Below are 26,581 nucleotides of genomic sequence, written 5' to 3' on the forward strand. Positions count from 1 at the left end.
TGAAAGAGTCGTCCGAAGACCATCTACTCCGAATCGGTGGAGTTGTATTTACTTGTTTGGATCACTACATTATGCAGTAGAAAAAATGAATAACTGTAAGTTTTACTAATGTTGCGTTCTAAATTTTTGTAATAATTGAGGATCAATTTTATTTAGTAATTTTTTCCAATCTGAGGCATCAGGTACTGTTTTTAATAAAAGACATTCAAGACCTAACGAAGAAAATGTCAAGTATTCATTGTAATTCGTGACTAAGAGATTGATCTCATGATTTTCAATATAAGAGGCGCATAGCTCATTTGGACGAAGAAAGTAGATATTTTGAAATCCCCCTAAATATTTTCGAACTAAGGCTTCGAGATGTTGACTGATATACTCATTTCCTTCAAAAATAAATGCGATATTCGTAGGGTTTTTCCAATATTTTTCTTTGATTGACTCAGTGAATATCGTTAAACTAGCACAGATATCATCCAAATGATCATCAGAGAACAAATGATGGAAGGAGGGATTTTTTTCTAAAAAAGCTCGATTTTTTTTATATTCATTGCTAAACAAGGTTTTGGCATACTCATTTGTATCTTGGATATTTTTATTTCCGCTTTTAGACAATAGACTACGTAGCTTGATGGACGTGAAAAAAGATTCTAATAAGATTAACTCGTGTGCTTGTGTGTGCGTATTTCTCTTGATCATTTGATAATAGCTACTTGTAAGCGCTATTATTAGTGGCCATCGATTATACCTTTCACAAAAATATTTTTCCTGTTTCGGATTTTCGATACCTCTACGGCATAAAACAGAACTAAAAATAAAAATGGCTTCTTCTTGTGTTAGGTCAATATTAAAATAATCCTTCACAATCGAATATGCAGGTGAAAGTCGGTGAAACTCTGGATCATTAAGGACAATATCTTTTAATTCAGGGTCGAGTTCCACCATACAACCACATAATATCCGTTCAATAGAGAGGTATAATAAATAACTAAAATAACCAAATGAAGAAACTTTTTGATTAGGACGCTCCAATAGGTTAACAATTTTAATCACTACTTCTTGCGTCGCAATTGATGGAAAAACCGTGTGGGGTGTAATATCTGATTCGTAATAGAAAGCAAAATAAAAATTTCGAATATCGGCTTCTGATCCGATCAAATTGACGGGATTTAGCTCAAGGGTGATATTGAATTCTTTTACTTGATCTGCAATTTTTTTAACGTACGTGATCATCGTGCTCTCAGAGATATGAAAGTAATCTGCCCAATCATAAATAGACTGAAGTTCGTTGAAAAAAATTTGTTCAAGAATAATAAAGAGTGGTTCATCTTCGAGAATCGCTCTTTTTTTTTCTAGGTAGGTTTCTGAAGAATGGATGTTTAAAGAATAACCTTGTTTCGAGGATTGGATATCCGCGACGTTCTCGAAATATTCTCTCAAATAATTGATGTCGTTGACTAATGTCCTGGCTGTACTGTTTGTCATGCCAATCAGTTGGGCTGTCGTACAGATTCCAGTAGACTCTAACTCTTTCAAGATTTGGAACCAACGTAATTTTACTTTATCTGTTATAAAATTTAATTGAAAATTTTTCAATAGAACTTTTACCTCCTATCTAAATCTTTCTAGGGAATAGAAAATAGAGCATAGGCTTGCATCCATTGCGAAAGTTAAAGATATATTTTTGGAATTTTCCAATTTCTTATTTGTTAACAAGTGAGATAGAAATTCAAAAAAAGCTAGAATATTTTCAGATGTATATTTTTAATAAAAGAGTAAAGGAGAATTGCTTTTATCATAGTATTCATTTAGTTAGGAGCTCATTAGATCTAAGTTTCTTATATGTTGAATATGAGAGTAATGTTCAAATTGAGTAGTGGACATTCATATAAATTAAAAGTAACTTATGTTATCTTTTGAGTGAAAGGTTAACGTTTTTTATTTGCTTATTGGAGCGTTCGATTTTACATGGTTATTTTAATCAGTATCAAATGAGTTGGTTTTACTTCTATGATCAGTTTTTGATAGTGGTTCAAAGTGTTCAGTAGATAAACGAGCTACTAATACCATTAATTACCGGATATTCGTCCTTTCTATTTTTTTTAGCAATCCACTTTTGCACTAGCGTAAGGTTAAAAAACAAATCGCTTTCAGATTGATAATTAATATTACCTAATAACTATATTAAAATAACTTAATGACAACAATCTATAAATTTCAGAAAACTATGAAATTATTCAATTGAAGTATTATTTGAATACTGTAAAATTGCATGAAGAAGTTAGAAATTAGGAGTGTTATTAGTTCAATTTGTTTGTTAATTATTGCGACGAAAGAGGCTTGTTCTTAAGGTAGTCTCACATAAACAATTTTAAGTAATGGGAAAAACTGATTTGGATCTAGTAAGATGTTCTCTGCATTAAATGTTATTATGAAACACATCAAATATAGAATCTGTTACTTTCATTAATGAGTAAATATAAAAATAATCTGTGAAGAAAGATATATTTTTTTGTAATTATTTTCTTGAGTGAAGTATCAAAATGTAAGCGTAATTAAATTTAGTGAATCTGACAAATAAATCTTAAAAGAAACATTAATGTGGTTTTTAATGTTTTAAGGAGGGAGCGAATGGAAACGAAAAGAATTGAAACGCCTGAAGAATACTTGGCCTATTATGATCAGAGAGTAATCAATCATTCTTTTATCAGTAAACATCCAGAAATGTTTGAATTTTATCTTGATTTACGAACAAAATTCCTAATGACTTATCAGCAAACAGATGCCACTCTTTTTCTGAAATTAGCAATATTATTAGATATTGATGCACAGCTACAGATCCTATTAGAATTGATCAAAAGTACAAACAAAAGTTTATGTGAAGAATTAGGGATGACAGAATCAGAAATCATTTCAATGATCGCCAAAGATAAAAAATGTTTTTACAGAGAACTAACAGGTCTTGACATGAATCACTCAGTACCATGGCAGTTGATTTATCTTAGTGAATCTTGAGGAAGCTTGATTGCTCTCATTAAGGTAGAAAAAATTCAACGAACTAGTCGCAGGTAAAAAAACAAAGGTCGGGACAAGAGAAGTTATCTCTATCCCGACCTCATATACATATAAAAATTAATAGATTATTTCCGTGTCTTGATCATATCAAAAACGTCATAAGCAACAAATCCCATTGCAAGCAAATAAAGCGCCCAAGTAAAGATCGAATTTGTGATGAATTGGTAGTATAGATTTAAACTGCAAAGGGTGTATAATGCCAAGCGCAGGAATGTGAATGGTTTGGAATGATAATTAGTCAAAATAAAAGCCTCCTGAAAGATACATATCCTATTTAAACAATAAAATACTAGTTACTTATAGTGTACGGTGAAAGCTGTTTCATTGTCAAATATCGACAGGGGATAAAGCCGATTAGCTTGCAATAAGATATGAGTAAAAGCAAGTTTATCTATATGAGATAAATCACGTTATCTTATCTTTATTCTGTTATGATAAGGGTAGTAAAACAAATAGATAGAAAGGAGCTGAATGTATGGCAAAGAAAATTGCTTCTCCAGAGCTGCCCGAATTAGTTGAGGGAAACTTTTATTTAGAGGATGAAACAACCTTTTCAGGTATTTTTTCTGAAGGGGAAGATCAAAGTTATCTTAGTTCTCGCAATATCGTGTTGAAGAGTAGCCATATCAAAAAATTAGCGATGCAAAAATCTCGTTTAGAGCGGTTTGAATGTAGCGATGTCATTTTTGAGAAGTGTGATTTCTCAAATTTAGAATGGTTTGGCGCAAGCTTTCATCGTGTGCATTTCAAGCAATGCAAATTGACCGGAACCAATTTCTCAGACAGCTTCTTGCATGATTGTGTTTTCGAAGAGTGTGTAGCAAATCTCTCTTCTTTTAGCTATACGAATATGAAGTTCGTTCGATTTAGCGACAATCAATTAAAAAATACTGATTTTTTCGATAGCAATTGGAAAGATCTAGTAGTGGAAAACAATGACCTTTCAGGCTCAAATTGGGTCAATACGCCACTGAAAGGATTAGATTTTACAACGAATACATTTTCTCAAATCAATCTATCTATGGAATTACTTCGCGGACTGATCGTCAATCAGGAACAAGCGATCATTATTTCGGCTGGGTTGGGATTGGTAATTGAATAGATAAAACAGAACGAACAATGTTAAGAAATTAGTCAATCTGATCGAATACATCCTAGAATCAACCTAGAGCATAGTTGAATTATTTCATGACCACTTAATTTAGTTTATTGGCAGAAAGGAGAACTTACCAATGGATTTGACAGAAAAACTTGTCGATTTTGCTACTACCTTGGAAGCCGTCCAAATGGATCATCCTTTTGGAAAATTTCCAGATTATATCGTGTTTCGACATCAATCGACAGGTAAATGGTTTGGTTTGATCGTATCTGTTGAAAAAGACAAATTAGGCATAGAAGGCGAAGGTCAAGTCCCCCTCGTCAATGTCAAAGCAGATCCAGAGATCATCTCCATCCTGAAAAAGAGTAAAGGCTATTATCCTGCTTATTATATGAATAAACAACATTGGATCAGTGTAGCTTTGAATGGTGCAGTCACAGAAAAGCAACTCTTTTATCTACTGAAAGAGAGTTATGATTTAACGTAATTAGGCAGAAGTCGCCCATCCTCTCTAGGTGGGTGATGAATGTCGTTCGGTATGAGGATTGCCGTTGGCAACTCGAAACCCGACAGGTTATTATGTTCGACGTTATTATCAATCTATAGGAGAAATGAGTGGATAGAACAATGGCATTCGACACGAATCACCATTCAGAATTTCTCCTCTATTCTCACCTTGTGTTGGTAACTAAATACCGTAGACAAGTGATTGACGCTGAACGATCTGAATTTGCTAAAACCACTTTTGTACGAATGGCAGAATCTTATCCCTCTAGTTGAGTGGCATCATGAGAAAGATCATGTGCAAAACCCATCTAAAACAGGACTGACAATATTCATCACTGCTTATCAACGTGATTTCCCACGAATCAAACAGTTTCTTTGAAAAGAAATGGTTTCGTCTAAAAATTTTTGACTACTGGTGACGTATCTATTAGTGACATCAAGAAATAGAGTCAAAGCCAAGGAAACAATCACAAGGAGTAGATGAAGCTGATGGAACGACTGAAAGCATATAAATTTAGAATTTATCCAACAGAAGAACAAGAAATTTTCTTTGCCAAATCTTTTGGTTGTGTCCGTAAGGTCTACAATCTAATGCTTGATGACCGAAAAAAAGCCTATCAAGAAGTAAAAAATGATCCTTCTAAAAAAATGAATTTTCCAACACCCGCTAAATACAAGGAAGAATTTCCGTTTTTGAAAGAAGTAGATAGCCTTGCTTTAGCGAATGCACAACTCAATCTAGACAAGGCGTACAAGAACTTCTTTCGTGATAAATCCGTTGGATTTCCTCGTTTCAAAAGCAAAAAAAATCCAGTTCAAAGTTACACCACCAACAATCAAAATGGAACAGTTAGTTTGATTGATCATAAATTCGTCAAAGTTCCTAAATTGAAGTCATTAATTAAAATCAAGCTTCATAGAAGACCGAAAGGAATGATCAAATCAGCGACCATTTCGCGTCATTCAAGTGGTAAATACTATATTTCGTTGTTGTGTAAAGAAGAAATTAGCGAACTACCTCAAACGAATTCCGCTATTGGGATTGACCTTGGGATCACTGATTTTGCCATTTTTTCAACTGTTCAAAAGATTGATAACAATAAATTTACCTCAAAAATGGCAAAGAAACTTAAACATGAACAACCTAAATTGTCAAGACGTGCGTTATTAGCTAAACAGAGAGGGTTCAATCTGTTTGAAGCGAAGAATTATCAAAAACAAAAACGGTTAGTCGCTCGATTACACGAAAAAGTAATGAATCAACGGAATGATTTTCTAAATCAATTGAGTACAGAAATGATCAAAAATCACGATATTATCTGTATTGAAGACTTGAATACCAAAGGTATGTTGCGTAACCATAAATTAGCAAAAAGCATTTCTGATGTGTCTTGGTCTAGCTTTGTGAAAAAACTACAGTACAAAGCTGACTGGTACGGTCGGAAAATGATCAAGGTGGATCAATGGTTTCCATCTAGTCAAATCTGTTCGAAATGTGGACAGAAAGACGGCAAGAAATCCCTCGAAATTCGAGAATGGACGTGCCCTCTTTGTCACGCGCATCATGATCGAGATATCAATGCTAGTATCAATATTCTGACCGAAGGACTACGCATAAAATCGCTGACTGAGATAACATAAAGAACCGTAGGAACTACGGAGATCGCTTGGTAAACAAGAGAAACCGCTGTGAGTAAAGAAATACACTTACAGGTATGCTCTATTCCCAAGAAGCTCCCACTTCAAGTGTTAAGAACCGTTAGGTTTAGCAAAGTGGTGAGTAGTTCACCGAATGAGTGCTAAAAATAATAGTGGAAGATTTCACTTTCATCAAAACAATCCAACGATCACTTGGGTTGTTTTTTTTTTGTGTGAAATTTAAGCGCTATCTTTTTGTTCAAAAAAAATTACCAAAAAAATTACACAAAAAACAGATTAGCTTTAGAAAGAGAATAGGTCTGTTATGTATGATAGTAAATATAACAAGAGAAACATAACTAAAACAAATAGAAGAGGATGGTTTTTTATGATGAAAGAAGGAACAAAGTATAAAGGTTATCTGGTATTAGTATGTTCTATCGGTCTTTTAGCAGCATGCAGTTCAGAGACCAAAGATACAAGTGAATCAGATATGCCAAAAGTAAAAAGTGAACGAAAAATAACCGTGGATGGGAAAGAAGGAACAGAAAAAGTTTTAGATAATGGAATGGTTGTTCAAGAGTTTGAGGAAGAAGTCTCGGAAAAAGAAGAGGAATGAGCTTTGGATAGAATTATATAAGCGCTTTTCTAATGACTGATCTGAATGAAGGAGTAGGTACATGAAGCCTAAAAAAATAAAAAAATTCAACCGAAAATGGTATTATTTAGTAGCAGTCATCACTGTTTTACTAGTAGTTGGTGCAATCAGTATAGTTGTTTCTAGTGGGAAAACAAAAGAAGAAAATGCAGGAACAAATATTGAAGCACGGTCTGTCAAATCCCTCATTGATGAGGTGAAAGCGGCGAATTTGATTTTAGCAGGAAAAGTCATGCCAAATAATAGCAACAAAATCAAAATTGATCCAGAACGAGGAACAGTGAAAGATATTCTGGTAAATGAAGGCGATGTCGTAGAAAAAGGGCAACCTTTGTTTACATACCAAACGGATCAACAGAGAAAAGTTGTGGAAGCTGAAATGGACGTAGAAATCAAAGTGAGAGCAGTAGAACAAGCACGAGTGACTGCAAATCAAAAATGGACAGCACATAACCAAAAAGTAGCAGAGCTTGGAAAAGCAAGACAAGATTATGCGAAGGAAAAATCCGAAGAGTTACAAAGTACGATCAAAGCATTAGAAGGAGAAATCACCAGTCTACATGCAGAAGCTATTGCTGGTGACAATGAAGTGAAGAATATAGAAACAGACTTGCGAAAAGCCCAACTACTTCACGAAAACGAAAAAGAACGGCTGAATGAAGACACAGTGACAGCCGATAACTCAGGAAGAATCAAATCATTGAATCGTGACTTAGTCAATCAATCAAAAGAACGTCAAAAAGAAGAAAACTTTATGGAGATCCTTGATGATTCGAACTTGTACGTGGATGGCCAAGTCACTGAATTTGATCGTGAAAAAGTTGCTGTCGATCAGCGAGTAGAAATTATGGATCGTAAAGACCAAGAGAATACTTGGCAAGGAACCATTGTGCAGGTGGCAAATTTAACAAGTGATGCAAAACAAGACGATCAAAAAGAAGAGAATCCAAATTTATCTAAGTTTCCTTACAAAGTTAAGATTGATCCAAAAGAAGAAATGCCACTGATTGGTTCCAATGTGTATGTCAATGTTTTACCGAAAGATTTTGTGTCAGGAAAAGTGATCATCAACCAAAGATACCTCATGGAAAAAGATGGAAAATATTATGTATGGAAAGTAGAAAATGATCGGATCAAAGAGCATGAAGTCAAGGTAAATCCGATGGATAATGAACTCGCAGAAATAGTCGAAGGATTGACTGTTGAAGATCAACTTGCTTTGCCTCAAACAGGAATGGTCGAGGGAATGGAGGTTGGTGCAAGTGTTGACGCTTAACAACATTCAGAAGTCATATTGGCAAGGCGGGAAAGAACTAAAAGTCCTTAAAGATATCTCTTTGCAAATCAATGAAGGAGAACTGGTCGCAATCATGGGGCCATCGGGGTCAGGAAAGTCGACGTTGATGAATATCATTGGTTGTCTGGATACGGCTACATCAGGGGATTACATCGTTGAAGGAACGAATGTCAAAACGTTAGCGGACAATTCATTAGCCGATTTTCGTAACGCAAAAATCGGCTTTGTTTTCCAGAATTTCAATCTCATGCCAAAATTAACTGTTTCGCAAAATGTGGAAATGCCATTAACGTATAAAAAAGTCAATAAAAAAGAGCGGCGTAAGCGTGCCTTGGATATGTTGCAACTCGTAGGGTTAGAGGATCGAAGTGACTTCAAACCAATGGAATTATCAGGAGGACAAAAGCAACGTGTCGCAATTGCGAGAGCTTTAGTGACTAACCCTAGTTTTGTTTTAGGGGATGAGCCGACAGGGGCACTTGATACAAAAACCAGTAGCCAAATCATGGACCTTTTTAAGGAATTCCACCAAGCAGGAAAAACAATTATTCTAATTACCCATGAGCCAGAAATTGCAGCGTTATGTCAGCGCACGATCACTTTACGAGATGGTCAAATAATCAGTGATGAACAAAATGAAGTGAGGTGATCAAGAATGGAAGAAATCAGATTTGCCTTACAATCGATTTTTGCTCATAAGATGCGTTCAGTGTTGACTATGTTAGGTGTCATTATTGGGATTGCTGCCATTATTTCGATTTTCAGCATCATCGGCGGAAACACCGAAAAAATGAAACGAGAAATGATTGGTGGTAACAATAATACAATTAATATCCAATATGACAGTAAAAGTGCTTTTCAACAGAACACTATGTCAGATGGAATCCTATCTGAAAAGGAAGAGAAAAAACCGTTATATTTTCCATTCTTAGACGAGGAGATACTAAAGAAAGTCAATGAGATACCAGAGGTCTTAGCAAGTGGCTTGTCCTATCAAAAAGATGGGAAAATCTACAGGAAAGCAAAAGAGGCTGACGCCAAAGTTTCTGCTGTCACATCATCTGTAGCCGATCTGGAGCAATTAAACTTCATCAAAGGGGAAGGTTTTGCTTCTCAAGCCTTCAAGGAGCAACAACAAGCCATTTTTCTGGAAGATTCCTTGTATGACGAATTATTTCCCAATGAAGAAGGGATCGGACAGTTTGTCGAAGTGAATGGCGTGCCATTTAAAGTTCAAGGGGTATTTCAGTTAGATCCCAATAGTAGTAATCTATTTAGCTTTGAGAAAAGAGCTTATGTTCCTTTACAGCAAGCACATAAACTATCTGATGAGTTAGATATTGTGCCACTTGTCACGATCCAAACAAATAATACCGATCAATTACAAAGCGCTGCAGAAAAAGCTGCAGAGATTCTCAATCAACATATTCCGAAGTCAGATTATGAATACGGTATCAGGAATCTGAAAGAATTTGCCAGAGGATTGGAACGAATGAACCAGTCAAGTTTTATTCTTTTGTCTGGTATAGCAAGTATCTCGTTATTAGTGGGGGGAATCGGTGTGATGAATATCATGTTGGTCTCTGTCACGGAAAGAACGAAAGAAATTGGCATCAAGAAAGCACTCGGTGCAAGAAGAAAAGTAATTTTAAAACAATTTTTAGTAGAAGCGGTCGTCCTGACTTTGATTGGTGGGGTATTAGGTGTGCTTATTGGTTTATTGAGTGGCTATGCCATTACACAGTCACTGGATTATCCTTATATCGTATCCGTGATTTCCATTGTTGTTAGCTTAGTTTTTTGTTCCCTGATGGGTGTGATATTTGGTCTATTACCGGCGATGAAAGCCTCGAAATTAAACCCTATCGAGGCATTACGCTTTGAATAAGGAGAGAGCGATATGGAAAGAATTTTAGTGGTTGAAGATGAATATATGATCAATCAAATCGTGACGGAATTTTTAAAAGAGCGTAAATATGAAGTTTATTCAGTAAGGAGTGGCGAACAAGCATTGGAAGTTTTTGCTGAAGAAACATTTGACTTGATCCTATTGGACATTATGTTGCCTGGGATAAGGGGGACGGATGTTTTAAAGAAAATTCGGGAAACGTCGGATGTGCCGATCATCATGCTGACTGCCTTGGATGATGAATATACGCAGTTGCTCAGTTTTTCCCATTTGATCAGTGACTATGTCGTTAAACCTTTTTCCCCACTTATTTTGATCAAACGGATCGAAAATGTGTTTCGGATGAATCAAGGAAATCCCCACATCACTATCGGGGAGTACGCCATTGATCTCGATGGTGGTCTTGTAAAATACCAAGAGGAAGAAATCCATTTAACAAGAAAAGAGTACGATATTTTAGTGATTCTAATAAGAAACAAAGGGAAAATCATCACGCGAGAACAATTAGTGTATCAAGTTTGGTCGTATGAATATCATTTGGAAAATCGAATATTAGATAATCATATAAAAAATATCCGAAAGAAAATGCCACTTTTATCAATAAAAACGATCAAAAATAGAGGCTACCAGCTTGAGGACACCCCATGAGTATCATGCTGAAAAATTTTCTCTTTTCTGGGATCATCATTTTTCTAGTTTCGATTCTTTCGTTGATCGTCTTATATTTTACGATGCCTGTCTACTATGAACAAATGAAGCTGAACGAAATAAACAAAGAATTCAATCAAGTGGCAAAGAGTATAGAAAACAAAGATTTAGCTACCATGCAAAAGGTGGTTGATCAATACTGGCTTGAAAGTGGAAGAGAACAAAATCTTGATCTCTTCCTGACCAATACCGATGGTATAGCCCTTGGTTCCTTCTTTGACGAAAGTATTGGCTATTCAGTAATAAGTATTTTATCTGATGAAATGAACCTTTATCAAGAAATTACTGACAAAGAAGGTAACACTTATTATCTAGTTGGTATGTACTCAATGCAACCAGTTGAAGAAGCAAGTAAAGTCTTACTTCATTTATATCCATTCATCATCATCGTCTCACTAATCATTGGGGGCATCGGCGCTTACTACTATAGTATTTATTCGACAAAAAAAATCAAAGAGATATCCAAAGTAACAGAAAAAATGATCGAATTAGACGCGGATATTCGTTGTGATGTCAAAGGTACGGATGAAATCTCACTTTTAGCGCAAGATATCAACCATCTATATGTTTCTTTGATCCAAACAATTGAAGTGTTAGAGCTTGAAGTAGCTAAAACGAAAGAATTGGAACAAGCAAAGTCAGAGTTTATGCAAATCGCTTCTCATGAATTGAAAACACCTGTTGCTTCATTGATGGGGTTGATTGATGGCATGATCTATAATGTCGGAAAATTTAAAGACAGAGAGCGATATTTAGAAGTTTGCAAAAATATTTTGCAAGAACAAACAGAAATGATCAATAATATCCTCTTTGCCTCAAGAAACAATTTGCCTTCAGATGATGTGGTCTATGAAGAAGTCTCAATCAAAGAAATGATTGAACAGAAATTGACTTCTTTCCGGATACTTGCGGAAGCAGAACAGAAAAAACTAGTCGTCAATCTAAAAGGGGAGAAAATCATCGGTAATAAAAATGATATGGATAAAATTTTAGATAATCTACTAAGTAATGCCTTCAAATATACGAAGCATGAGGGAGAAATCAGTCTGTTTTTTGATGGTAAACAATTAGTGATTGAAAATGAAGTGAATCAGATACTTACGGAGGAGGAATTAAGTAAGATTTTCCAACCTTTTTATCGACCGGATTTTAGCAGAAGTCGAGATACTGGAGGTTCTGGTTTAGGATTGTTTATCGTACAACAACTTTTTGAAAAATATGGCTGGGAGTATTCATTCAAGTCAACTGCTAATTCCAGGATGTGCTTTTCTGTCATTTTTAGTGGAAGAAGCCTAAATTGATCGATGGTATTCCTAAAGGACAAACGGTCTGTCGCCACAAGATTTATTGGATATTTTTGTGATGGTAGCGAAGCTAATAGCCAAATTGCACAACTGCTATTTGCCAGGGACTTTGATTTTTTATTTTTACACACTCAACTGGAATGTACAAAACCACACTATACCATACCACTAAATAGTAAGAACAAAATGATCAAAAAACTCACAACGTACTAGAAACTCTTGTAGAAAATTTAGTCCCTGGTAAGTAGCAGTTGTGCAATCAGGTTGTGATAGATTAAAAGAAGTCAGGACTACGTTCGCGCAGTCCTGACTTCTTTTTGTATACTTTCTTCTACTATTCCTTGATTTTTCTTTCGCGTACAAAATAGTAACCCGTCATATAGATCAAGAAAATCAAACCAATCATCAATGAGATTTTTGTTTCGGGATTGATGAACATAAAGATTAATACCACTGCCAAAAAGGCCAATGACAAGTAATTGGTATATGGGGATAAGGGCATTTTAAATGGATGTTCAAGCATTTCTATCGGATGTTTTTTTCTGAATTTGATTTGACTGATCAAAATAACGATCCAAGGTACCATCCCTGGTAAGATACTGGAACTATAGACAAAAACAAATAAATCCTGTGATTGGGAGTAGACGAAGGGCAACAAATAATTCAAAATCAACCCAATCAAAATACCAAATGAGATGGCTACTACTGGGTAAAATGGCACTCCATGACGTGTAAGTTTCAAAAACTTTTTAGACATTTTGCCGTTGATGGCTAATGTGTAGACCATGCGACTGGCGCTGAAAATACCGGAATTACAACCAGATAAAGCAGCAGTGATGACAACAAAATTGATCAAACCAGCAGCAAACGTGATCCCGATTTTAGAAAAAGTTTGAACAAACGGTGATCCTAGTTCGCTCAATTGATTCCAAGGATAGATGCTGACAATGATGAAGATCGCCCCAATATAAAAAATCAAGATCCGCCCGATCGTTGATTGGACAGCGTCTACAATCGTTTTTTGGGGATCTTTCGCTTCACCTGCAGTCATCCCAATCAACTCGATTCCTTGGTAAGAGGCAACGACGATCGATAGAGCAAAAAAGAATCCTTTCACGCCACCAGTAAAGAAACCACCATTTTTCCATAAGTTTGAAATCCCGATTGCTTCTCCATGGTTACCGAATCCAAATAAAATGATGCCTAAACCGGCGATGATCATCAAAATAATTGTCACTACTTTAATAGTAGAAAACCAAAATTCTAATTCACCGAATGCTTTGACAGAAACAAGGTTGGCGAACATCAAGAAAAGGATCACAACGATTCCTGGAATGATCTGGGGCAAGTCTGGCCACCAATAGTTCATATATTCCCCTACAGCAATGACTTCACTGATACCGACCACGATAAACTGAAAAATATTGCTCCAAGCCGTCAAATAACCTGCGACGGGATGGATGTATTCACTTGCATAATTAGCGAAAGAACCGGTAGAAGGATCTAAATACAACATCTCGCCCAATGCACGCATGATCAGGTACAAAAAGAAGCCTGCTACAGCATATGCAACCATTACAGAAGGTCCTGTCCAACGGATGGTGGATGAAGCACCCATGAACAGACCGACACCGATCGTTCCTCCTAGCGCAATCATTTGAATATGACGTGCACTGAGACTACGAGTTAATTTTTCTTCTTCCATACAAAAACTCCTTTTTTAAGTTGAGTGATAAAGTAAAAAATAAGTTTATTCTATAACTAGCAAACAAAATAACGACCATTACTTTATAGCTCTTGTTTGTGATTTTACAGAAAATTTTCAAAAATTGCGAGAAAAATCTAAAAAATCAAAAAAATTAGCTATAACACTTGTAAATGATTTTGATATTAGTTAAACTAAGTTTGAATAAAAAGTTAGGTACACCGAAAAGGAGTGGTAAGAGGTGTCTAAAAATGAAATATCCGTTAAAGATTTGACGGTTGCTTATCAAGGAAAGACAGTATTAAATCATGTATCAACAGTTATCCAATCACAAAAATTTACAGGGATCATTGGACCGAATGGCGCTGGGAAATCTACTTTTATGAAAGCTTTATTAGAATTAGTTCCTAAAATTTCCGGAGAAATCACTTTCGACGGTCGCTCCATAAAAACGATTCGCAAAAAAATTGCCTATGTCGAACAGCGTAGTGAGCTGGATCTTTCTTTTCCGATCGATGTATTAGGGGTAGTTTTGTTAGGAACCTATCCATCCTTGCGCTTGGGGCAACGTCCTGGGAAAAAAGAAAAGGAACGAGCAAAACAAGCCTTAGCGAAAGTGGACATGACAGATTATGAAAATCGACAAATCAGTGAATTATCTGGAGGACAATTACAGCGGATATTTATTGCTAGAGCCTTGGCTCAAGGCGCAGAATGGATTTTTTTAGATGAACCATTTGTTGGGATCGATGCGGTCAGTGAAAGAAAAATCTTTGCTATTTTGGATGAACTGAAAAATGAAGGGAAAACTATTGTGATCGTCCATCATGATCTTCACAAAGTCGAAGCCTATTTTGATGAAGTAATTTTATTGAATAAAGAATTGATTGCAGCTGGATCAGTTGACGAAGTATTTACTTCAGAAAATCTACAGTTGGCTTATGGGGAGATCATTGGGCAATTAGTTAAAGGGGTAATAGAAAAATGATTCAATCGTTTATTGAGGGGTTAATGGATTATCAATTTCTGCAATATGCATTGATTACATCTATGTTAGTTGGATTGGCTTCAGGGGTGATTGGCTCTTTTATTATTTTGAGAGGGATGTCTTTGATGGGGGATGCGATTTCTCACGCGGTACTGCCTGGAGTCGCGATTTCGTATATGTTTGGTTTTAGTTACATTCTAGGAGCCACTGCATTTGGGATGTTGACAGCTGGCATAATCGGATTTGTCACACAGCGTAGCCGTTTGAAAAATGATACAGCTATTGGGATCGTTTTTAGTTCGTTCTTTGCATTAGGTGTCATCTTGATTTCTTTTGCTCAAAGTGCAACTAATCTGTACCATATCTTATTTGGAAATGTTTTAGCAGTTAGAGAAAGTGATATGTTGATGACTGCCATAGTGAGTGGGATCGTCTTATTGTTTGTATTTATTTTTTATAAAGAACTGAAAATCACTTCTTTTGATCCGATGATGGCAAAAGCTTATGGGTTGAATACGACACTTGTTCACTATTTGTTGATGTTCTTCTTAACACTGGTTGCCGTTGTGAGTTTACAGACAGTAGGAACGATTTTGGTCATCTCGATGTTGATCACACCAGCAGCAACTGCATACCTATTGACCGATCGATTGGCAAAAATGATTTTTATTTCGGCAACAGTCGGCGTGTTAAGTGCGATCATCGGTGTGTTTTATAGTTATAGTTATAATTGGCCTTCTGGGGCGACCATCGTGTTGACCAGTGCAGTATTCTTTACGTTGGCCTTTTTATTTTCACCGACTAAAGGGATTATTTTTTCAAGAAACAAAACGAAAAAAATGCCGAGTCGTAAAAAATCTAACGAATAGAAATGGAGTATGTACATGAAAAATAAACTGAATATCTTATGGTTAATGGGAGCTGTCTTATTTATTTTTGCAGGTTGTGGCAGTTCCGCAGCAGAAGAGAAAGAAGAAAACCTGACCGTCGTAGCAACAAATTCGATCATCGCCGACATGGCGAAAGAAGTTGGAAAAGAACATGTCGATGTGCATAGTATCGTCCCTGTTGGAACTGACCCACATGAATACGAGGTATTGCCAGAAGATATCAAAAAAGCAAGTGATGCTGATGTCATCTTATACAATGGGTTAAATTTGGAAACAGGGGATGCTTGGTTTGAAAACTTGATGGATACGGCAAATAAAAAAGAAGATGAAGACTATTTTGCAGTAAGTAAAGAAGTTGAACCACTTTATTTGACCGGTGGAGAATCAGAGACAGAAGCAGATCCACATGCGTGGTTGGATCTTTCAAACGGAATCAAATATGTACAAGAAATCGCACGCATCTTTGCCGAAAAAGACCCAGACCATGCTCCGCAATATGAAGAAAATGCAGATGCATATATCGTAAAATTGAAAGAATTAGATAAACAAGCGAAAGAGAGTTTCGGATCGATCCCAGACAATAAAAAACTATTAGTAACAAGTGAAGGAGCTTTTAGATACTTCTCACAAGCATACGATCTACCAGCAGGGTATATTTGGGAAATCAACACAGAAAGCCAAGGTACACCTGAACAAATGCAGTCGATCATCAGCCAAGTTCGTACTTCGGATGTTCCAGTCTTATTTGTGGAAACAAGTGTTGATCCGAGAAGCATGGAACGTGTCGCAAGTGAAACAGGCCTTGAAATCTATGATGAGCTATTCACTGATTCCATTGCAAAAGAAGGAGAAACTGGTGATTCTTATTATGGAATGATGAAATGGAACATCGAAACGATCCACGATGGTCTATCTCAAGAAAAGAAATAATCACTAATCGATTTAATAATCTAAAAAGAGGCAAAAGTGTGTAGCCTCGATAAATAAGGCGTCATCCACGAAAATTGTTCTTTAAATTTTTGTGGATGGCGCTTTGTTTTTGAAGAGAGTCCTTCTATTCCTTCCGTTTGCTCAGTTTTGGAGACGTGAGGACTAATGCTTCCGCAATTTATACAAATAAAAATTCGTTCGTTTATTGTTTTAAAGATACCAATTTTAGTGAAATTCCGTTATAGTTAAAAGAGAGGAAAGGAAGGTGAAGCTATGAATTTTACTAGCAAAGACAAACAATTGATTGCAAAAGAAATAACAAAAAAAATCAACCAACTAGAAAATAAGGAGAAAGATCAAGATCTCCTATTTCTTGAAGCAGAAATGGCGAAAGCGTTCATAGCAAGCCCAGAAGAATTGGAAACAGAGGAATACCCTGGAAAATGGTTATTTGATGATTTTCAGCCATTAGATGAAGAAACAGGCATTGGCTACTTTGTCTTTCTTTCATCCGTCGGTTTTACTCCTGGTGTATTAGTCAAACAAAAGAACGAACTAAAGGTTCAAGCATGGCCCGCGTTGTTTTCTTTGATAGGGACAGAGGGTGTGATTCCAAAAATCCAATCCGCATTTTTCAAGAGTGCATTTATTGCAAATAGCAAACTAATGAATACGTATTATAATCGTTTAGTAGAAATTGCTCGTCCAGGAGAAATTCCACAAACGTTCACTTATGGGCAACAAAAAAATCTATACGAAGATGTTGTTTATTCACGGGATCTATCTGAGTTCTCAGCAAGAGAACAACTACGTTTACATGAACTACTCCACACAAAACCTGTTTCGTTGAACTTTTTCAATGCATTAGACCAACGTCGAAAATGGGTATCCGTGAATTTCTGGGAAGTTTTTGCTGCTAGAAATCGTTGGATGGAAGAAAGAAAAATCCCAGATCAACAGATCCAATTCGTTCAATTGAAAAAAGAACGATTATATTACGGATTATATAGTCGTGTCTGATCGAGGGTGGTAATGATGGCACTAACATTAAAGGAAGAAATCATTCAAGAAAGTAAGCGAATCGGGATTGATAAAATCGGGTTTACTACAGCAGAGCCATTTGATCATTTGAAAGAATCGTTGGTAGAACAAAAAGCTGCTGGACATACTTCTGGATTTGAACACCCTAATATCGATGAACGTTTATATCCGGAAATGACGTTTGATCGGCCGAAATCAATTATTGCAATTGCTTTAGCGTATCCGACAAAGATCCATGAAAAGATGCCTAGAGATGAAAAGCGTGGACAGTTTGCTCGTGCTTCTTGGGGCATCGATTATCATGATGTCTTACGGGATCGTCTGCAACAATTGATTTCATTTATTGAGTCACGAGCGACACATTGGCAAAAGGAAGAAGAATGGCGCTTGGCGCCGCAAGTAGATACAGGTGAGTTGATCGACGTAGCTGTGGCGCAACGTGCTGGATTAGGGTTTATCGGTCGAAACGGATTATTGATCACAGAGGAATTTGGCTCGTTTGTCTATTTAGGTGAGATCGTGACCAATATCGACCTAGAACCAGATACTCCTGGTGTCTTTGGGTGTGGCGAATGTACGCGTTGTGTGACGGCTTGCCCAACGGATGCACTTTTAGGTGATGGGCGAATGAATGCTAAACGCTGTTTGTCTTATCAAACGCAGACAAAAGGCATGATGCCAGAGGAGTATCGAAAGAAGATGAGCAACGTCATTTATGGTTGTGATATCTGTCAGTTGGTTTGTCCTTATAATAGAGGGAAAGATTTTCACTTTCATCCAGAAATGGAACCAAAAGTAGACGAAGTCTATCCGAAACTCACGCCTATGTTAACGATCTCTAATAAAGAATTTAAACAGCAATACGGTCATTTGGCTGGCTCATGGCGTGGAAGGAAACCTCTTCAACGAAATGCGCTGATTGCCTTAGCCAATTTAGGAGAACGTGCCGCTTTGCCTCATATTGAAGAGTGTCTAAGTGATGTTCGTCCAGTGATTCGCGGGACAGCAGCGTGGGCAATCGGTAAGTTAGGAATCAAAGATCCTGAAAAATGGCAAGAAGTATTAAGTTGCGCACTGGAAAAAGAAACAGACGAAGAAGCAATCCATGAAATGAACCAAGCAATCCAATTGTTACAAAAGAAAAAAACTCCTAAAAAATGACTTTTTTACTCGAATACGTCATTTTTCCCAGTAATTGTTGTAACAATTACTGGTTTTTTTGTGTTTATTGCATCAATTTTTGGGAAAATGAGAAGAATTTCGCAGAAAAATACAATAAATTGAAAAAAATTTATTCTAAATATTACAGAATGTAAGTTTTTTTAAAGTTTCTGTGAAAGGATTGAAAAACGATTCCAACGTTGATTTATAAAGCTTCTACGACTTTAGTCCTAGTTTTTCGGAAAATCAAATATTACAAATATTAAAAATGTGACGATTTTGTCATTAAATGTCATAATTCTTTCACCTATGAAATATTTCTAGATGATAAAGTTAGTGACGTTGAAACAAATCAAAGAGAAAAAAAGGAGCTTACTATGAATTCAATTAAAAAGATCGTTTTGGGGACAACTGTTGCCGCTGGAGCAACTGCAATGTTTGTAGGGACTACTGCTCATGCAGATGAAGTCTATACAGTAAAAGCTGGAGATTCATTATCTAAAATCTCACAAAAATTTGCAGGTGACAATTCACTGATCAAAGCTATTGCAGAGCAAAATTCGATTGACGATATCAACCGCATTTTCGTTGGTGAAGAATTAACAATTCCAACTGACGCTTCATCAGTAAAAACAACAGAAGTAGCACCAACAACTGAAAAAGTAGAAACTCCTGTAGTAACAGAAACACCAGCGCAAGAATATACATACGTTGCGCCTGTTGAAACAGTTGAAGTAGCACCAGCTACAACTACTGTAACAACAAACAGCAACTCTGCGAAAGAATGGATTGCACAAAAAGAATCAGGTGGTTCTTACACTGCAACAAACGGCCGTTACATCGGACGTTACCAATTAGATTCAGCATATTTGAACGGTGACTACTCACCAGCGAACCAAGAACGTGTTGTAGAAGAATACGTTGCTGGACGCTATGGTTCATGGGATGCTGCAAAAGCATTCTGGTTAGCAAACGGTTGGTACTAAGATAACCATCAATCATGAATCCAAAAAAGAGGGCTACGCAAGTAGGCCTCTTTTTTTACTTCTTTTATAATCTTGAAAGGTACGTATCGATTGATTTTTGATAATGGTCGCCTCGCCAAATGCCTGTGTTGAGATACTCTGCAATCAAATAGCCGATATAAGGGCCAGTAGTCAAACCAGAGGAGCCTAAGCCACTTGCGGCGATCAAGCTTGGTTCATCTGGAACAGGTGCAAAGAACGGCGCAAAATCGGAGGTGTACGCCCGTGTGCCTACTCGCATGGTGTGTTTCCATGTAGCAAGTTGATCGGGTTCAGCTAAAAATGGTACTGTACTTTTTATCAATTGCTGATAAGCAGATTCGGTAGGAACCAAATCCCAACCCGCATCATTTTCATGGGTTGCGCCAACTAGTATAGTCCCATCGTTGAATGGGATAAAATCGGCTTCCCCTTCTAACATGGCAACAGGCCATTCTTGGCTGTTCGCATAAGGTGTTTGAAAAACGATCAGCTGTCCTTTTTGTGGACGAATATCAGCATGAAAGCCAATCTGCTCCAGTAACGGCTTCAATGAAGGGCCAGGCGCTAGAATGACTCGGTCAAAGTCAAGTTGTCCAAAAGTACCAGAGATGACCCAGTGTGCGGTTTCTTTGCGTAACTGGACACGTTCAGAGATTACTTTGACCATTTGTTTCTCCAAGCGTGTGGCAAGGTGAGATAGATAGGCATGACCGTCTAAACGTCCCCCTCCAGTCACAAATAAAGCAGGTGTTGGTTTTAGCAATGGGAGAACTTTGGCTGTTTCTTCAGCTTGTAACAGCGAAATATCGCCGATTTCAGGTGTGTCTTTCTTTCGTTGTTCGGAAAGTGCAGCAAGATCTTCCAAAGCTTCTTTTTGGCGAAAAATCAGTGTGCCGGATTGTTTATAGATGGAATCATCAAGTGATAGATCCTGGATTAGTTTTGGGAAAAAAGCCGCACCATCTTTTGCTAACTGATACCACTGTTTATTTCGTCTTTTTGAAAGCCAAGGCGAGATGATGCCTGCACTAGCGCGAGTAGCTTGTCCTTCTTTTGCATCAAATAAGGTCACCTCAAATTTAGAGGTGTCTAAATAGTTGGCTAATGTCATACCGATGATGCCACCACCGATAATAGCAATTTTTTCCATAGAAAAACCTCCTTTACTTATCTACCATCTCATAAAATCATTAGAGATACAATATTTTATCCAAGGATTTTTTTCTATTTCATCCGAACGATTGTATGGTGAAAACTGATTATTGATAAAGTTAGAGACAAAAAAAACAAGGAGGAGTGAGCTTCATTCTCTCACACCTCCTTATCTATTAATTTTGTATTTGCTTAGGTTTTTGCACCATATAGCGGATAAATAGGATCAAACTAATGATCAACAAGCCAAGTAGGACACTTAAAGCAACTTTTGATCCTAACGTTGTTGCTGCTTCATAACTATCTGAACGATGATCTTGGAAAAAGTTGATGATCACAGCCACCAACGTAGTAGCGACAGCGCCAGAAAATTGTTGCAACGTATTGAATACGGCGTTGCCATCACCTTGTAATTCCATCGATAAAGCATTCATTCCAGTAGTCATCATATTGCTATAAGACAAACCAATACCGATCATATAGAAGAAATGACAGGCAATCAAAAAACCTAATGATGCATGACCTAAGATCAGGACAAGGGTAGTCCAGCCAACAAGTGAAAACAAGAGACCGATGAAAATTGGTTTTTTAGGTCCATGTTGGTCGAGTAGCTTTCCTGAAAAAGGTGATAACAGGGCACCAATCGTTGCACCTGGAAGCATAGCTAAACCTGCGACAAAGGCATTGTTCCCTTGGACGATTTGGACAAAGTTCGGTAGGACAAAAGAAACACCAAGTAATAAAAATTGATAAACTAAAAAGCTAAATAAGAATAAGCGAAACGTATGGTTTTTAAAAATTTCAAGTCGGATCAAAGGATGATCGGCTTTTTTTGTTCGTTGATAGAAAAGGATGAATCCTAAAATGGCGATGACTAAGGATGCCCAGCCAATCCAGTCTCTGAACATGCTTAGAAAAGTTAAGCTTCCACTGAACATCAGACTAATACCAAGGACGCTGAGTAAATCTAAGCGGCCAGATTTTTCCACCTTAAATTTAGGAATCGCGTATAAGCCAATCCCAAGTGAAAGGAGTAACACTGGTAATAGAAAGAGAAAAATATGACTCCATGAGAAATTAGCAGTTAAGATCCCACCATACGTAGGACCAATCGCTGGTGCAATGGCGGTTGTTAAAGTACCAAGCCCCATCATCGTTCCTCTTTTTCCCATAGGAGCAAAAGTCAAGATGATGTGAAACATCAATGGCAAGGCTATCCCTGTCGCAGCACCTTGGAGTACCCGTCCTAAAAGCAGTAACAAGAAGGTAGGGGAAAAGTAATCGACCAATAAACCAGCAATAAATAGTAAATTGGAACTCAAGAAAAGAGTACGCAGGCTAAAGTTTTTTGTCAGATAAGTTGAAAGTGGCACAATGATCGCAATCATTAATAAGTAAATGGTTGTTACCCATTGTACTTGGGAGGTACTGATTTGAAATTCCTGAATCAGCGTTGGGAAGGTCACGTTCATTGCGGTTTCGATCAAAACACCTGCAAATGACATGATCCCTGTGGCAAGTACAGCAGGAATTAATTGTAGTTGTTTTTGCATGTTTTTCACCTCTAAATTATTTCGTAAAAAAAGAGAGAGATCTCTATTCGAAAATAGAAACCGCCTCTCTCTCGACACGCTAGGCGTGTTATCTGTACGATTTATCGTTCGGCTTATTCTAGCACAAGTCTAAAAATAGTGTCAACCAGATTAGCCAATCCAATGTAAAAGAGTTATGATAGTAGTGAAGAAGAAAACAAGGAGGGCCTATGGAAAAAATCGAATGGAGAAAAACCGACCCTAGTTATCGTATGTCAAAGAAACCGCAATTGATCACACTCCCTGCTCAAAATTTTTTTTGTATCAACGGGATAGGTGATCCAAATGGAGAAGAATTTAAGCGTCGTGTAGGTAGTTTGTATGCTGTTAGCTATACGATCCGAATGGCACCTAAAAATGATTGGCTGATCCCTGATTACTCCCCCTATACTGTGTATCCTTTAGAAGGTCAGTGGGGACTGCAAGAAAAATTTTTGAACGAACCAGTGATGTTAAAAGAGCATTTTTCTTATCAGTTGATAATCAAGCAACCGGATTTTGTGACTCCTCAAGTTGCTGCAGAGGCGTTAGTACGAGCCAAAACCAAAATTCCAGAAGACCTAGCGAGTCAGCTCGTTTTTAAGACGATTGAAGAAGGCCTTGTGGCACAGATCTTACACATTGGTTCCTACGACGATGAACCAGAAACATTTGAAAAGTTGGCTTTATTTCTCAAGGAAAAAGGCTATCGCCGAACTTCAAAAGAGCATAAAGAAATCTATATGAGTGATCCCAGAAGGACGGCACCAGAAAAATTAAAGACGATTTTGCGAGTAACCGTTGAACAAGACAAATCAGTCGAAGTGTCAGACATCAACTAAAAGAGAGAAAGATTCCCTGTTTTTTTGCTATAATAGATACGAAGAGGTGTTTTTTGTATGAAAAAAAATCAACGACAATCATTGATTCGCCAATTGATTACTGAGCATGCCATCGGTACGCAAGAGGAATTATTGAATCATTTGCAGATGAATGGGGTCAATGCAACGCAAGCAACGATCTCACGAGATATACGTGAGTTGAAACTTGTGAAAATCCAAGATGAGAATAAACAAATACGCTATGCGTTATTCAATCAACAAGCGGATTCTTTGATGGAAGATCGCTTGCGAAGTGCGGTCAAACGAGAAGTATTACGAATTCAACGGATTCAATTCATGATCGTTGTCTTAACAGAAAAAGATGGTGCGGATGTGGTAACAAACTGGTTAGATGAAGTTGATTATCCAGAAGTGGCTGCGACGATTGCCGGCGTTGATACGTTCATTATTATTTGTCGCACAGAAGAAGAAGCCCAGGCTTTCGCTGAAAAATTAGAGCAAATGAGAGAATAGCTCACGTTTAGTCTAATGATCAATGGAAGCGCTAAACATATTGACGTTGTGTAAATCTTACTAAATTCCATGGATACTGGACTTGCAAGAATGGTACGTAATGATTGGAAGGGTGTCTTTACAATCTGGATCATTCTAAAGCTCCAATCAATTTGAACAAGTATACAGTGAAAGAGGGGCGAGCAGTCCAGTGATGACAAACATGATCATTTTTCTGACGATTTTAGTTTACGGCGTCAATTTTTTGGCATTTATGTACATTAAAATAAAAGAAATCAAAAATTACCTAGAAAAAATTGCGATCTATTTTGGTGTGAACATGACATTGTTGTTCACCAGTAGTATTTTCCTATTTTTTGGTAAGATCGTCGAAGACGGAATATTGTTGATAGAATAATAGAAAAAACTGATGCCCATTAATATAGGGCATCAGTTTTTAATTTTCATTTATTTTTTTTTGGGAGGGGTACCGTACATTTTAGGTGTTACCGGTTTTAATTTAGGTGCTTTGCCTTCGATCTTAGGTTCTTCCAACCATTGATACTCCCCTTCACCATCTAAAGCTTTACCTTTTGCCCAAGAACCTTCGCTACTTTCGTCACCTTCTGAAAAGTTATAGAAATCATAAGCAATATCTTTACGTTCTTCTTCTCTTGGGAAAGTCGTAGGAACAAGAATACCGCCTTCTGTTTCTTCTAATTCTTTGACAGCCGCTGCCCAAAGGTTTTGATGATAACTGTCTCTAGCCAATAAAACTGATAGTAGGTCTTTTACGCCACGATCATCGATCATTTCGTAAATACGTGCCACTTGTAGTCTTCCTTGAGATTCTGCGTTTAAGTTTGCACGAAAATCAGCAAGTAAATTTCCACTAGCAACAATATAACCACCACTCCAAGGATTACCAACGCTATCCGCAGGACGAGGTCCTAAGCCAGCTACAATAGCGTGTTGAGGATTCATGCCGGAAATGATCGCACCAATCGTTGGGTCTTTTTTCATTGCTTCTTCTTGATATTCAACAGGTGCATCTTCAAGTAAGCGAGCAACCATTGTCGCTAACATTTCAACGTGTCCAAGTTCTTCTGTTGCAATGTCCATCAGCATATCTTTATATTTTTCTTCTCCACGACAGCTCCAACCTTGGAAAAGATATTGCATCGCTACACTCATTTCACCATACTGTCCGCCAATCAATTCTTGTAAATATTTTGCGATTAATGGATTCGGACGATCTGGTTTTGCCTCAAACTGTAATTCTTTTTGGTGTCTAAACATCAAATCTCCTCCTAATCATTTTTTAATACATTACTATTGTTATATGTAATGGAAAAAAATTCAAAGAAAACGCTCTAGATATTATAGTTATTTTATAAACGTTGATTTATCAATGTTTTATTCTGTGAGAATGACTTCGTTAAAAGAAAATATTAGGAATAGCTCAATGAAATATTTTTGTTTATAAATGATAACTATTGATAATTTCCAATTGTATTCTCATTTTTGTTAACAGAAAGTAAGTAACGAGAAAGAAGAGCTGGTCACATCAAAGAACGATTGTTTTTAAGTCTCAGGTCAAAACGCTTTTGTCACGACCTGATCCACGGTGTTCGAAAGCCAACTCCTACGATATTAAGTCAAAAATTGAAAAAATATGAGAAGCTATTTTCTCAATTTCCGTCTTAATACTTGGAGCTGACCGGGTTTCTCACGACCTGATAAACGGTGTTCAAGAAGCAACACTTCGGTCCTAAGCAAAAAAATCAATAATGAAAGAGCTATTTTCGCTTTTTTTTTGCTTATGCCTTAGTGCTGATCGCTTCTTTCACGACCTATTGTTACTTGTAGAATGTTTGCTTCTTTGATATGGTTAGTACAAGAAAAACATCGGAGGTATATCATGGCTAAAATTATGGTAGTGGAAGATGAAGAGATCATTCGTCAGCTGATTATGGAAGAGTTGGAGAAATGGCAATTTGAAACCTATGGAACGTCAGATTTCAATCAGGTTTTTGCTGATTTTGAGAAAGAAGAACCACAACTTGTTCTTTTAGATATCAATTTACCAGTGTTTGATGGTTATTATTGGTGCCAGAAAATACGAGAAATTTCCAAAGTCCCAATCATTTTTATTTCAAGTCGTAATACGAATATGGACATGATCATGGCGATGAACATGGGGGCAGACGATTTTGTGACGAAGCCGTTTCAAATCGATGTCTTGATTGCTAAAATCAATGCTTTGTTGCGTCGTTCATATAATTATGGTGAGTTGTCGAGTGAAATGATGACCCATAATGGAATCACGTTGAACGTCGATAATGGCAGTATGGAGATTAATGGTGAAATGATCGATTTGAGTAAGAATGAGTATCGCTTGTTGTTTATTTTAATGAAGCAACACGGGAAAATTTTGACTCGTGAAAAATTGTTGCGTGCGTTGTGGGATGATGAACGGTTTGTCGATGACAATACACTGACGGTCAACATCAATCGCTTACGTCGTAAAATCGAACAGGCAGGGATCACCGATTATATCGAAACAAAAGTCGGCCAGGGGTATATTGTTCCCTGAAAGGATGAAATACA

General features: G+C 37.0%; 26 protein-coding genes and 1 pseudogene. 21 read left to right on the forward strand and 6 right to left on the reverse strand.

From position 1 onward, the window contains the following. Positions 1–105: 105 nt before the first annotated feature. Positions 106–1,593, reverse strand: coding sequence for a helix-turn-helix domain-containing protein (locus tag IGJ95_RS03090; protein WP_153830452.1), 1,488 nt, complete (start codon positions 1,591–1,593; stop codon positions 106–108). 1,035 nt (positions 1,594–2,628) lie between these two features. Between IGJ95_RS03090 and IGJ95_RS03095 the strand changes: the two genes are divergently transcribed. Next, on the forward strand, positions 2,629–3,012 hold the full coding sequence (locus tag IGJ95_RS03095) for a DUF7006 family protein (protein WP_019724361.1): 384 nt from the start codon (positions 2,629–2,631) through the stop codon (positions 3,010–3,012). 125 nt (positions 3,013–3,137) lie between these two features. On the opposite strand, the gene IGJ95_RS03100 is transcribed toward IGJ95_RS03095, so the two are convergent. Then, positions 3,138–3,314 carry a hypothetical protein gene (locus tag IGJ95_RS03100; RefSeq protein ID WP_019724362.1) on the reverse strand — a complete coding sequence of 59 codons (177 nt, stop codon included), beginning with the start codon at positions 3,312–3,314 and terminating at the stop codon, positions 3,138–3,140. A 233-nt stretch (positions 3,315–3,547) separates the two neighbouring features. Here IGJ95_RS03100 and IGJ95_RS03105 point away from each other — a divergent pair, with 233 nt between their 5' ends. From IGJ95_RS03105 to IGJ95_RS03150, 10 genes and pseudogenes are all read left to right on the forward strand, one after another. Beyond that, positions 3,548–4,174, forward strand: coding sequence for a pentapeptide repeat-containing protein (locus IGJ95_RS03105; protein WP_077151555.1), 627 nt, complete (start codon positions 3,548–3,550; stop codon positions 4,172–4,174). 130 nt (positions 4,175–4,304) lie between these two features. Then, the gene (locus IGJ95_RS03110; RefSeq protein ID WP_153830453.1) at positions 4,305–4,658 is read left to right on the forward strand and encodes an MmcQ/YjbR family DNA-binding protein; all 354 of its coding nucleotides are present in this window, start codon (positions 4,305–4,307) and stop codon (positions 4,656–4,658) included. Positions 4,659–4,798: 140 nt separating this feature from the next. After that, a pseudogene (locus tag IGJ95_RS03115) lies at positions 4,799–5,125 on the forward strand (transposase). Positions 5,126–5,167: 42 nt separating this feature from the next. Further along, complete coding sequence (tnpB, locus tag IGJ95_RS03120) at positions 5,168–6,319, forward strand: IS200/IS605 family element RNA-guided endonuclease TnpB (RefSeq protein ID WP_153830454.1); 1,152 nt, start codon at positions 5,168–5,170, stop codon at positions 6,317–6,319. 385 nt (positions 6,320–6,704) lie between these two features. Next, entirely contained in the window at positions 6,705–6,935 is a 231-nt protein-coding gene (locus IGJ95_RS03125; RefSeq protein ID WP_023519169.1) for a hypothetical protein, read from the forward strand. Between the two features lie 61 nt (positions 6,936–6,996). Continuing rightward, complete coding sequence (locus IGJ95_RS03130; protein WP_178946657.1) at positions 6,997–8,250, forward strand: efflux RND transporter periplasmic adaptor subunit; 1,254 nt, start codon at positions 6,997–6,999, stop codon at positions 8,248–8,250. Further along, a complete protein-coding gene (locus IGJ95_RS03135; RefSeq protein ID WP_114543529.1) occupies positions 8,237–8,920 on the forward strand; it encodes an ABC transporter ATP-binding protein in 684 nt (227 codons plus the stop codon). The genes IGJ95_RS03130 and IGJ95_RS03135 overlap by 14 nt, the downstream gene beginning before the upstream one ends. Positions 8,921–8,926: 6 nt before the next feature. Continuing rightward, positions 8,927–10,159: an ABC transporter permease gene (locus tag IGJ95_RS03140; RefSeq protein ID WP_023520607.1), complete on the forward strand. Its 1,233-nt coding sequence runs from the start codon at positions 8,927–8,929 to the stop codon at positions 10,157–10,159. A 12-nt stretch (positions 10,160–10,171) separates the two neighbouring features. After that, positions 10,172–10,828 carry a response regulator transcription factor gene (locus IGJ95_RS03145; RefSeq protein WP_019723143.1) on the forward strand — a complete coding sequence of 219 codons (657 nt, stop codon included), beginning with the start codon at positions 10,172–10,174 and terminating at the stop codon, positions 10,826–10,828. Continuing rightward, positions 10,825–12,189 (forward strand): sensor histidine kinase, encoded by a 1,365-nt coding sequence (locus IGJ95_RS03150; RefSeq protein WP_438761438.1) that lies wholly within the window; start codon positions 10,825–10,827, stop codon positions 12,187–12,189. The genes IGJ95_RS03145 and IGJ95_RS03150 overlap by 4 nt, the downstream gene beginning before the upstream one ends. A gap of 337 nt (positions 12,190–12,526) precedes the next feature. Here IGJ95_RS03150 and IGJ95_RS03155 read toward each other — a convergent pair whose 3' ends face one another. Next, a complete protein-coding gene (locus tag IGJ95_RS03155; protein WP_010736219.1) occupies positions 12,527–13,897 on the reverse strand; it encodes an amino acid permease in 1,371 nt (456 codons plus the stop codon). Between the two features lie 241 nt (positions 13,898–14,138). On the opposite strand from IGJ95_RS03155, the gene IGJ95_RS03160 reads away from it, so the two are divergent. From IGJ95_RS03160 to IGJ95_RS03185, 6 genes are all read left to right on the forward strand, one after another. After that, the gene (locus tag IGJ95_RS03160) at positions 14,139–14,885 is read left to right on the forward strand and encodes a metal ABC transporter ATP-binding protein (protein WP_324186887.1); all 747 of its coding nucleotides are present in this window, start codon (positions 14,139–14,141) and stop codon (positions 14,883–14,885) included. Further along, positions 14,882–15,754 (forward strand): metal ABC transporter permease, encoded by an 873-nt coding sequence (locus tag IGJ95_RS03165; RefSeq protein WP_153830459.1) that lies wholly within the window; start codon positions 14,882–14,884, stop codon positions 15,752–15,754. The genes IGJ95_RS03160 and IGJ95_RS03165 overlap by 4 nt, the downstream gene beginning before the upstream one ends. Before the next feature lie 15 nt (positions 15,755–15,769). Further along, positions 15,770–16,705, forward strand: coding sequence for a metal ABC transporter substrate-binding protein (locus tag IGJ95_RS03170; protein WP_153830460.1), 936 nt, complete (start codon positions 15,770–15,772; stop codon positions 16,703–16,705). A 273-nt stretch (positions 16,706–16,978) separates the two neighbouring features. Then, positions 16,979–17,725 carry a hypothetical protein gene (locus tag IGJ95_RS03175; protein ID WP_010736215.1) on the forward strand — a complete coding sequence of 249 codons (747 nt, stop codon included), beginning with the start codon at positions 16,979–16,981 and terminating at the stop codon, positions 17,723–17,725. A 15-nt stretch (positions 17,726–17,740) separates the two neighbouring features. Further along, the gene (queG, locus tag IGJ95_RS03180) at positions 17,741–18,907 is read left to right on the forward strand and encodes a tRNA epoxyqueuosine(34) reductase QueG (protein WP_153830461.1); all 1,167 of its coding nucleotides are present in this window, start codon (positions 17,741–17,743) and stop codon (positions 18,905–18,907) included. Between the two features lie 377 nt (positions 18,908–19,284). Beyond that, positions 19,285–19,893, forward strand: coding sequence for a LysM peptidoglycan-binding domain-containing protein (locus IGJ95_RS03185; RefSeq protein WP_023519180.1), 609 nt, complete (start codon positions 19,285–19,287; stop codon positions 19,891–19,893). Positions 19,894–19,957: 64 nt separating this feature from the next. Here IGJ95_RS03185 and IGJ95_RS03190 read toward each other — a convergent pair whose 3' ends face one another. Continuing rightward, positions 19,958–21,064, reverse strand: a complete 1,107-nt coding sequence (locus IGJ95_RS03190; RefSeq protein WP_438761441.1) for an NAD(P)/FAD-dependent oxidoreductase — start codon at positions 21,062–21,064, stop codon at positions 19,958–19,960. Positions 21,065–21,242: 178 nt separating this feature from the next. Then, the gene (locus IGJ95_RS03195; RefSeq protein ID WP_153830463.1) at positions 21,243–22,619 is read right to left on the reverse strand and encodes an MFS transporter; all 1,377 of its coding nucleotides are present in this window, start codon (positions 22,617–22,619) and stop codon (positions 21,243–21,245) included. 209 nt (positions 22,620–22,828) lie between these two features. Here IGJ95_RS03195 and IGJ95_RS03200 point away from each other — a divergent pair, with 209 nt between their 5' ends. The 3 genes from IGJ95_RS03200 to IGJ95_RS03210 all read left to right on the forward strand — a co-directional run bounded on the left by IGJ95_RS03200 (position 22,829) and on the right by IGJ95_RS03210 (position 24,389). Next, positions 22,829–23,479, forward strand: a complete 651-nt coding sequence (locus tag IGJ95_RS03200; RefSeq protein WP_010736210.1) for a GyrI-like domain-containing protein — start codon at positions 22,829–22,831, stop codon at positions 23,477–23,479. 57 nt (positions 23,480–23,536) lie between these two features. Beyond that, entirely contained in the window at positions 23,537–23,992 is a 456-nt protein-coding gene (locus IGJ95_RS03205) for an arginine repressor (protein ID WP_010736209.1), read from the forward strand. A 190-nt stretch (positions 23,993–24,182) separates the two neighbouring features. Next, positions 24,183–24,389: a hypothetical protein gene (locus IGJ95_RS03210; protein WP_023519183.1), complete on the forward strand. Its 207-nt coding sequence runs from the start codon at positions 24,183–24,185 to the stop codon at positions 24,387–24,389. Between the two features lie 50 nt (positions 24,390–24,439). Here the strand turns inward: IGJ95_RS03210 and IGJ95_RS03215 are convergent, their stop codons facing one another. After that, complete coding sequence (locus IGJ95_RS03215) at positions 24,440–25,270, reverse strand: manganese catalase family protein (protein WP_438761444.1); 831 nt, start codon at positions 25,268–25,270, stop codon at positions 24,440–24,442. Positions 25,271–25,892: 622 nt separating this feature from the next. Between IGJ95_RS03215 and sapR the strand changes: the two genes are divergently transcribed. Next, positions 25,893–26,567, forward strand: a complete 675-nt coding sequence (gene sapR / locus IGJ95_RS03220; protein ID WP_010736206.1) for a two-component system response regulator SapR — start codon at positions 25,893–25,895, stop codon at positions 26,565–26,567. The last annotated feature ends 14 nt before the right edge of the window (positions 26,568–26,581 follow it).

Source organism: Enterococcus sp. AZ156 (genome assembly GCF_051714165.1).
Taxonomy (GTDB): Bacteria; Bacillota; Bacilli; order Lactobacillales; family Enterococcaceae; genus Enterococcus_B; species Enterococcus_B pernyi.

What these genes read in the sequence shown, in the direction of transcription:
- IGJ95_RS03095 (WP_019724361.1), top strand. Translation starts at nt 2,629, where the DNA reads ATGGAAACGAAAAGAATTGAAACGCCTGAAGAATACTTGGCCTATTAT.
- IGJ95_RS03105 (WP_077151555.1), top strand. Translation starts at nt 3,548, where the DNA reads ATGGCAAAGAAAATTGCTTCTCCAGAGCTGCCCGAATTAGTTGAGGGA.
- IGJ95_RS03110 (WP_153830453.1), top strand. Translation starts at nt 4,305, where the DNA reads ATGGATTTGACAGAAAAACTTGTCGATTTTGCTACTACCTTGGAAGCC.
- tnpB (WP_153830454.1), top strand. Translation starts at nt 5,168, where the DNA reads ATGGAACGACTGAAAGCATATAAATTTAGAATTTATCCAACAGAAGAA.
- IGJ95_RS03125 (WP_023519169.1), top strand. Translation starts at nt 6,705, where the DNA reads ATGATGAAAGAAGGAACAAAGTATAAAGGTTATCTGGTATTAGTATGT.
- IGJ95_RS03130 (WP_178946657.1), top strand. Translation starts at nt 6,997, where the DNA reads ATGAAGCCTAAAAAAATAAAAAAATTCAACCGAAAATGGTATTATTTA.
- IGJ95_RS03140 (WP_023520607.1), top strand. Translation starts at nt 8,927, where the DNA reads ATGGAAGAAATCAGATTTGCCTTACAATCGATTTTTGCTCATAAGATG.
- IGJ95_RS03145 (WP_019723143.1), top strand. Translation starts at nt 10,172, where the DNA reads ATGGAAAGAATTTTAGTGGTTGAAGATGAATATATGATCAATCAAATC.
- IGJ95_RS03150 (WP_438761438.1), top strand. Translation starts at nt 10,825, where the DNA reads ATGAGTATCATGCTGAAAAATTTTCTCTTTTCTGGGATCATCATTTTT.
- IGJ95_RS03155 (WP_010736219.1), bottom strand. Translation starts at nt 13,897, where the DNA reads ATGGAAGAAGAAAAATTAACTCGTAGTCTCAGTGCACGTCATATTCAA.
- IGJ95_RS03165 (WP_153830459.1), top strand. Translation starts at nt 14,882, where the DNA reads ATGATTCAATCGTTTATTGAGGGGTTAATGGATTATCAATTTCTGCAA.
- IGJ95_RS03170 (WP_153830460.1), top strand. Translation starts at nt 15,770, where the DNA reads ATGAAAAATAAACTGAATATCTTATGGTTAATGGGAGCTGTCTTATTT.
- IGJ95_RS03175 (WP_010736215.1), top strand. Translation starts at nt 16,979, where the DNA reads ATGAATTTTACTAGCAAAGACAAACAATTGATTGCAAAAGAAATAACA.
- queG (WP_153830461.1), top strand. Translation starts at nt 17,741, where the DNA reads ATGGCACTAACATTAAAGGAAGAAATCATTCAAGAAAGTAAGCGAATC.
- IGJ95_RS03185 (WP_023519180.1), top strand. Translation starts at nt 19,285, where the DNA reads ATGAATTCAATTAAAAAGATCGTTTTGGGGACAACTGTTGCCGCTGGA.
- IGJ95_RS03190 (WP_438761441.1), bottom strand. Translation starts at nt 21,064, where the DNA reads ATGGAAAAAATTGCTATTATCGGTGGTGGCATCATCGGTATGACATTA.
- IGJ95_RS03195 (WP_153830463.1), bottom strand. Translation starts at nt 22,619, where the DNA reads ATGCAAAAACAACTACAATTAATTCCTGCTGTACTTGCCACAGGGATC.
- IGJ95_RS03200 (WP_010736210.1), top strand. Translation starts at nt 22,829, where the DNA reads ATGGAAAAAATCGAATGGAGAAAAACCGACCCTAGTTATCGTATGTCA.
- IGJ95_RS03205 (WP_010736209.1), top strand. Translation starts at nt 23,537, where the DNA reads ATGAAAAAAAATCAACGACAATCATTGATTCGCCAATTGATTACTGAG.
- IGJ95_RS03215 (WP_438761444.1), bottom strand. Translation starts at nt 25,270, where the DNA reads ATGTTTAGACACCAAAAAGAATTACAGTTTGAGGCAAAACCAGATCGT.
- sapR (WP_010736206.1), top strand. Translation starts at nt 25,893, where the DNA reads ATGGCTAAAATTATGGTAGTGGAAGATGAAGAGATCATTCGTCAGCTG.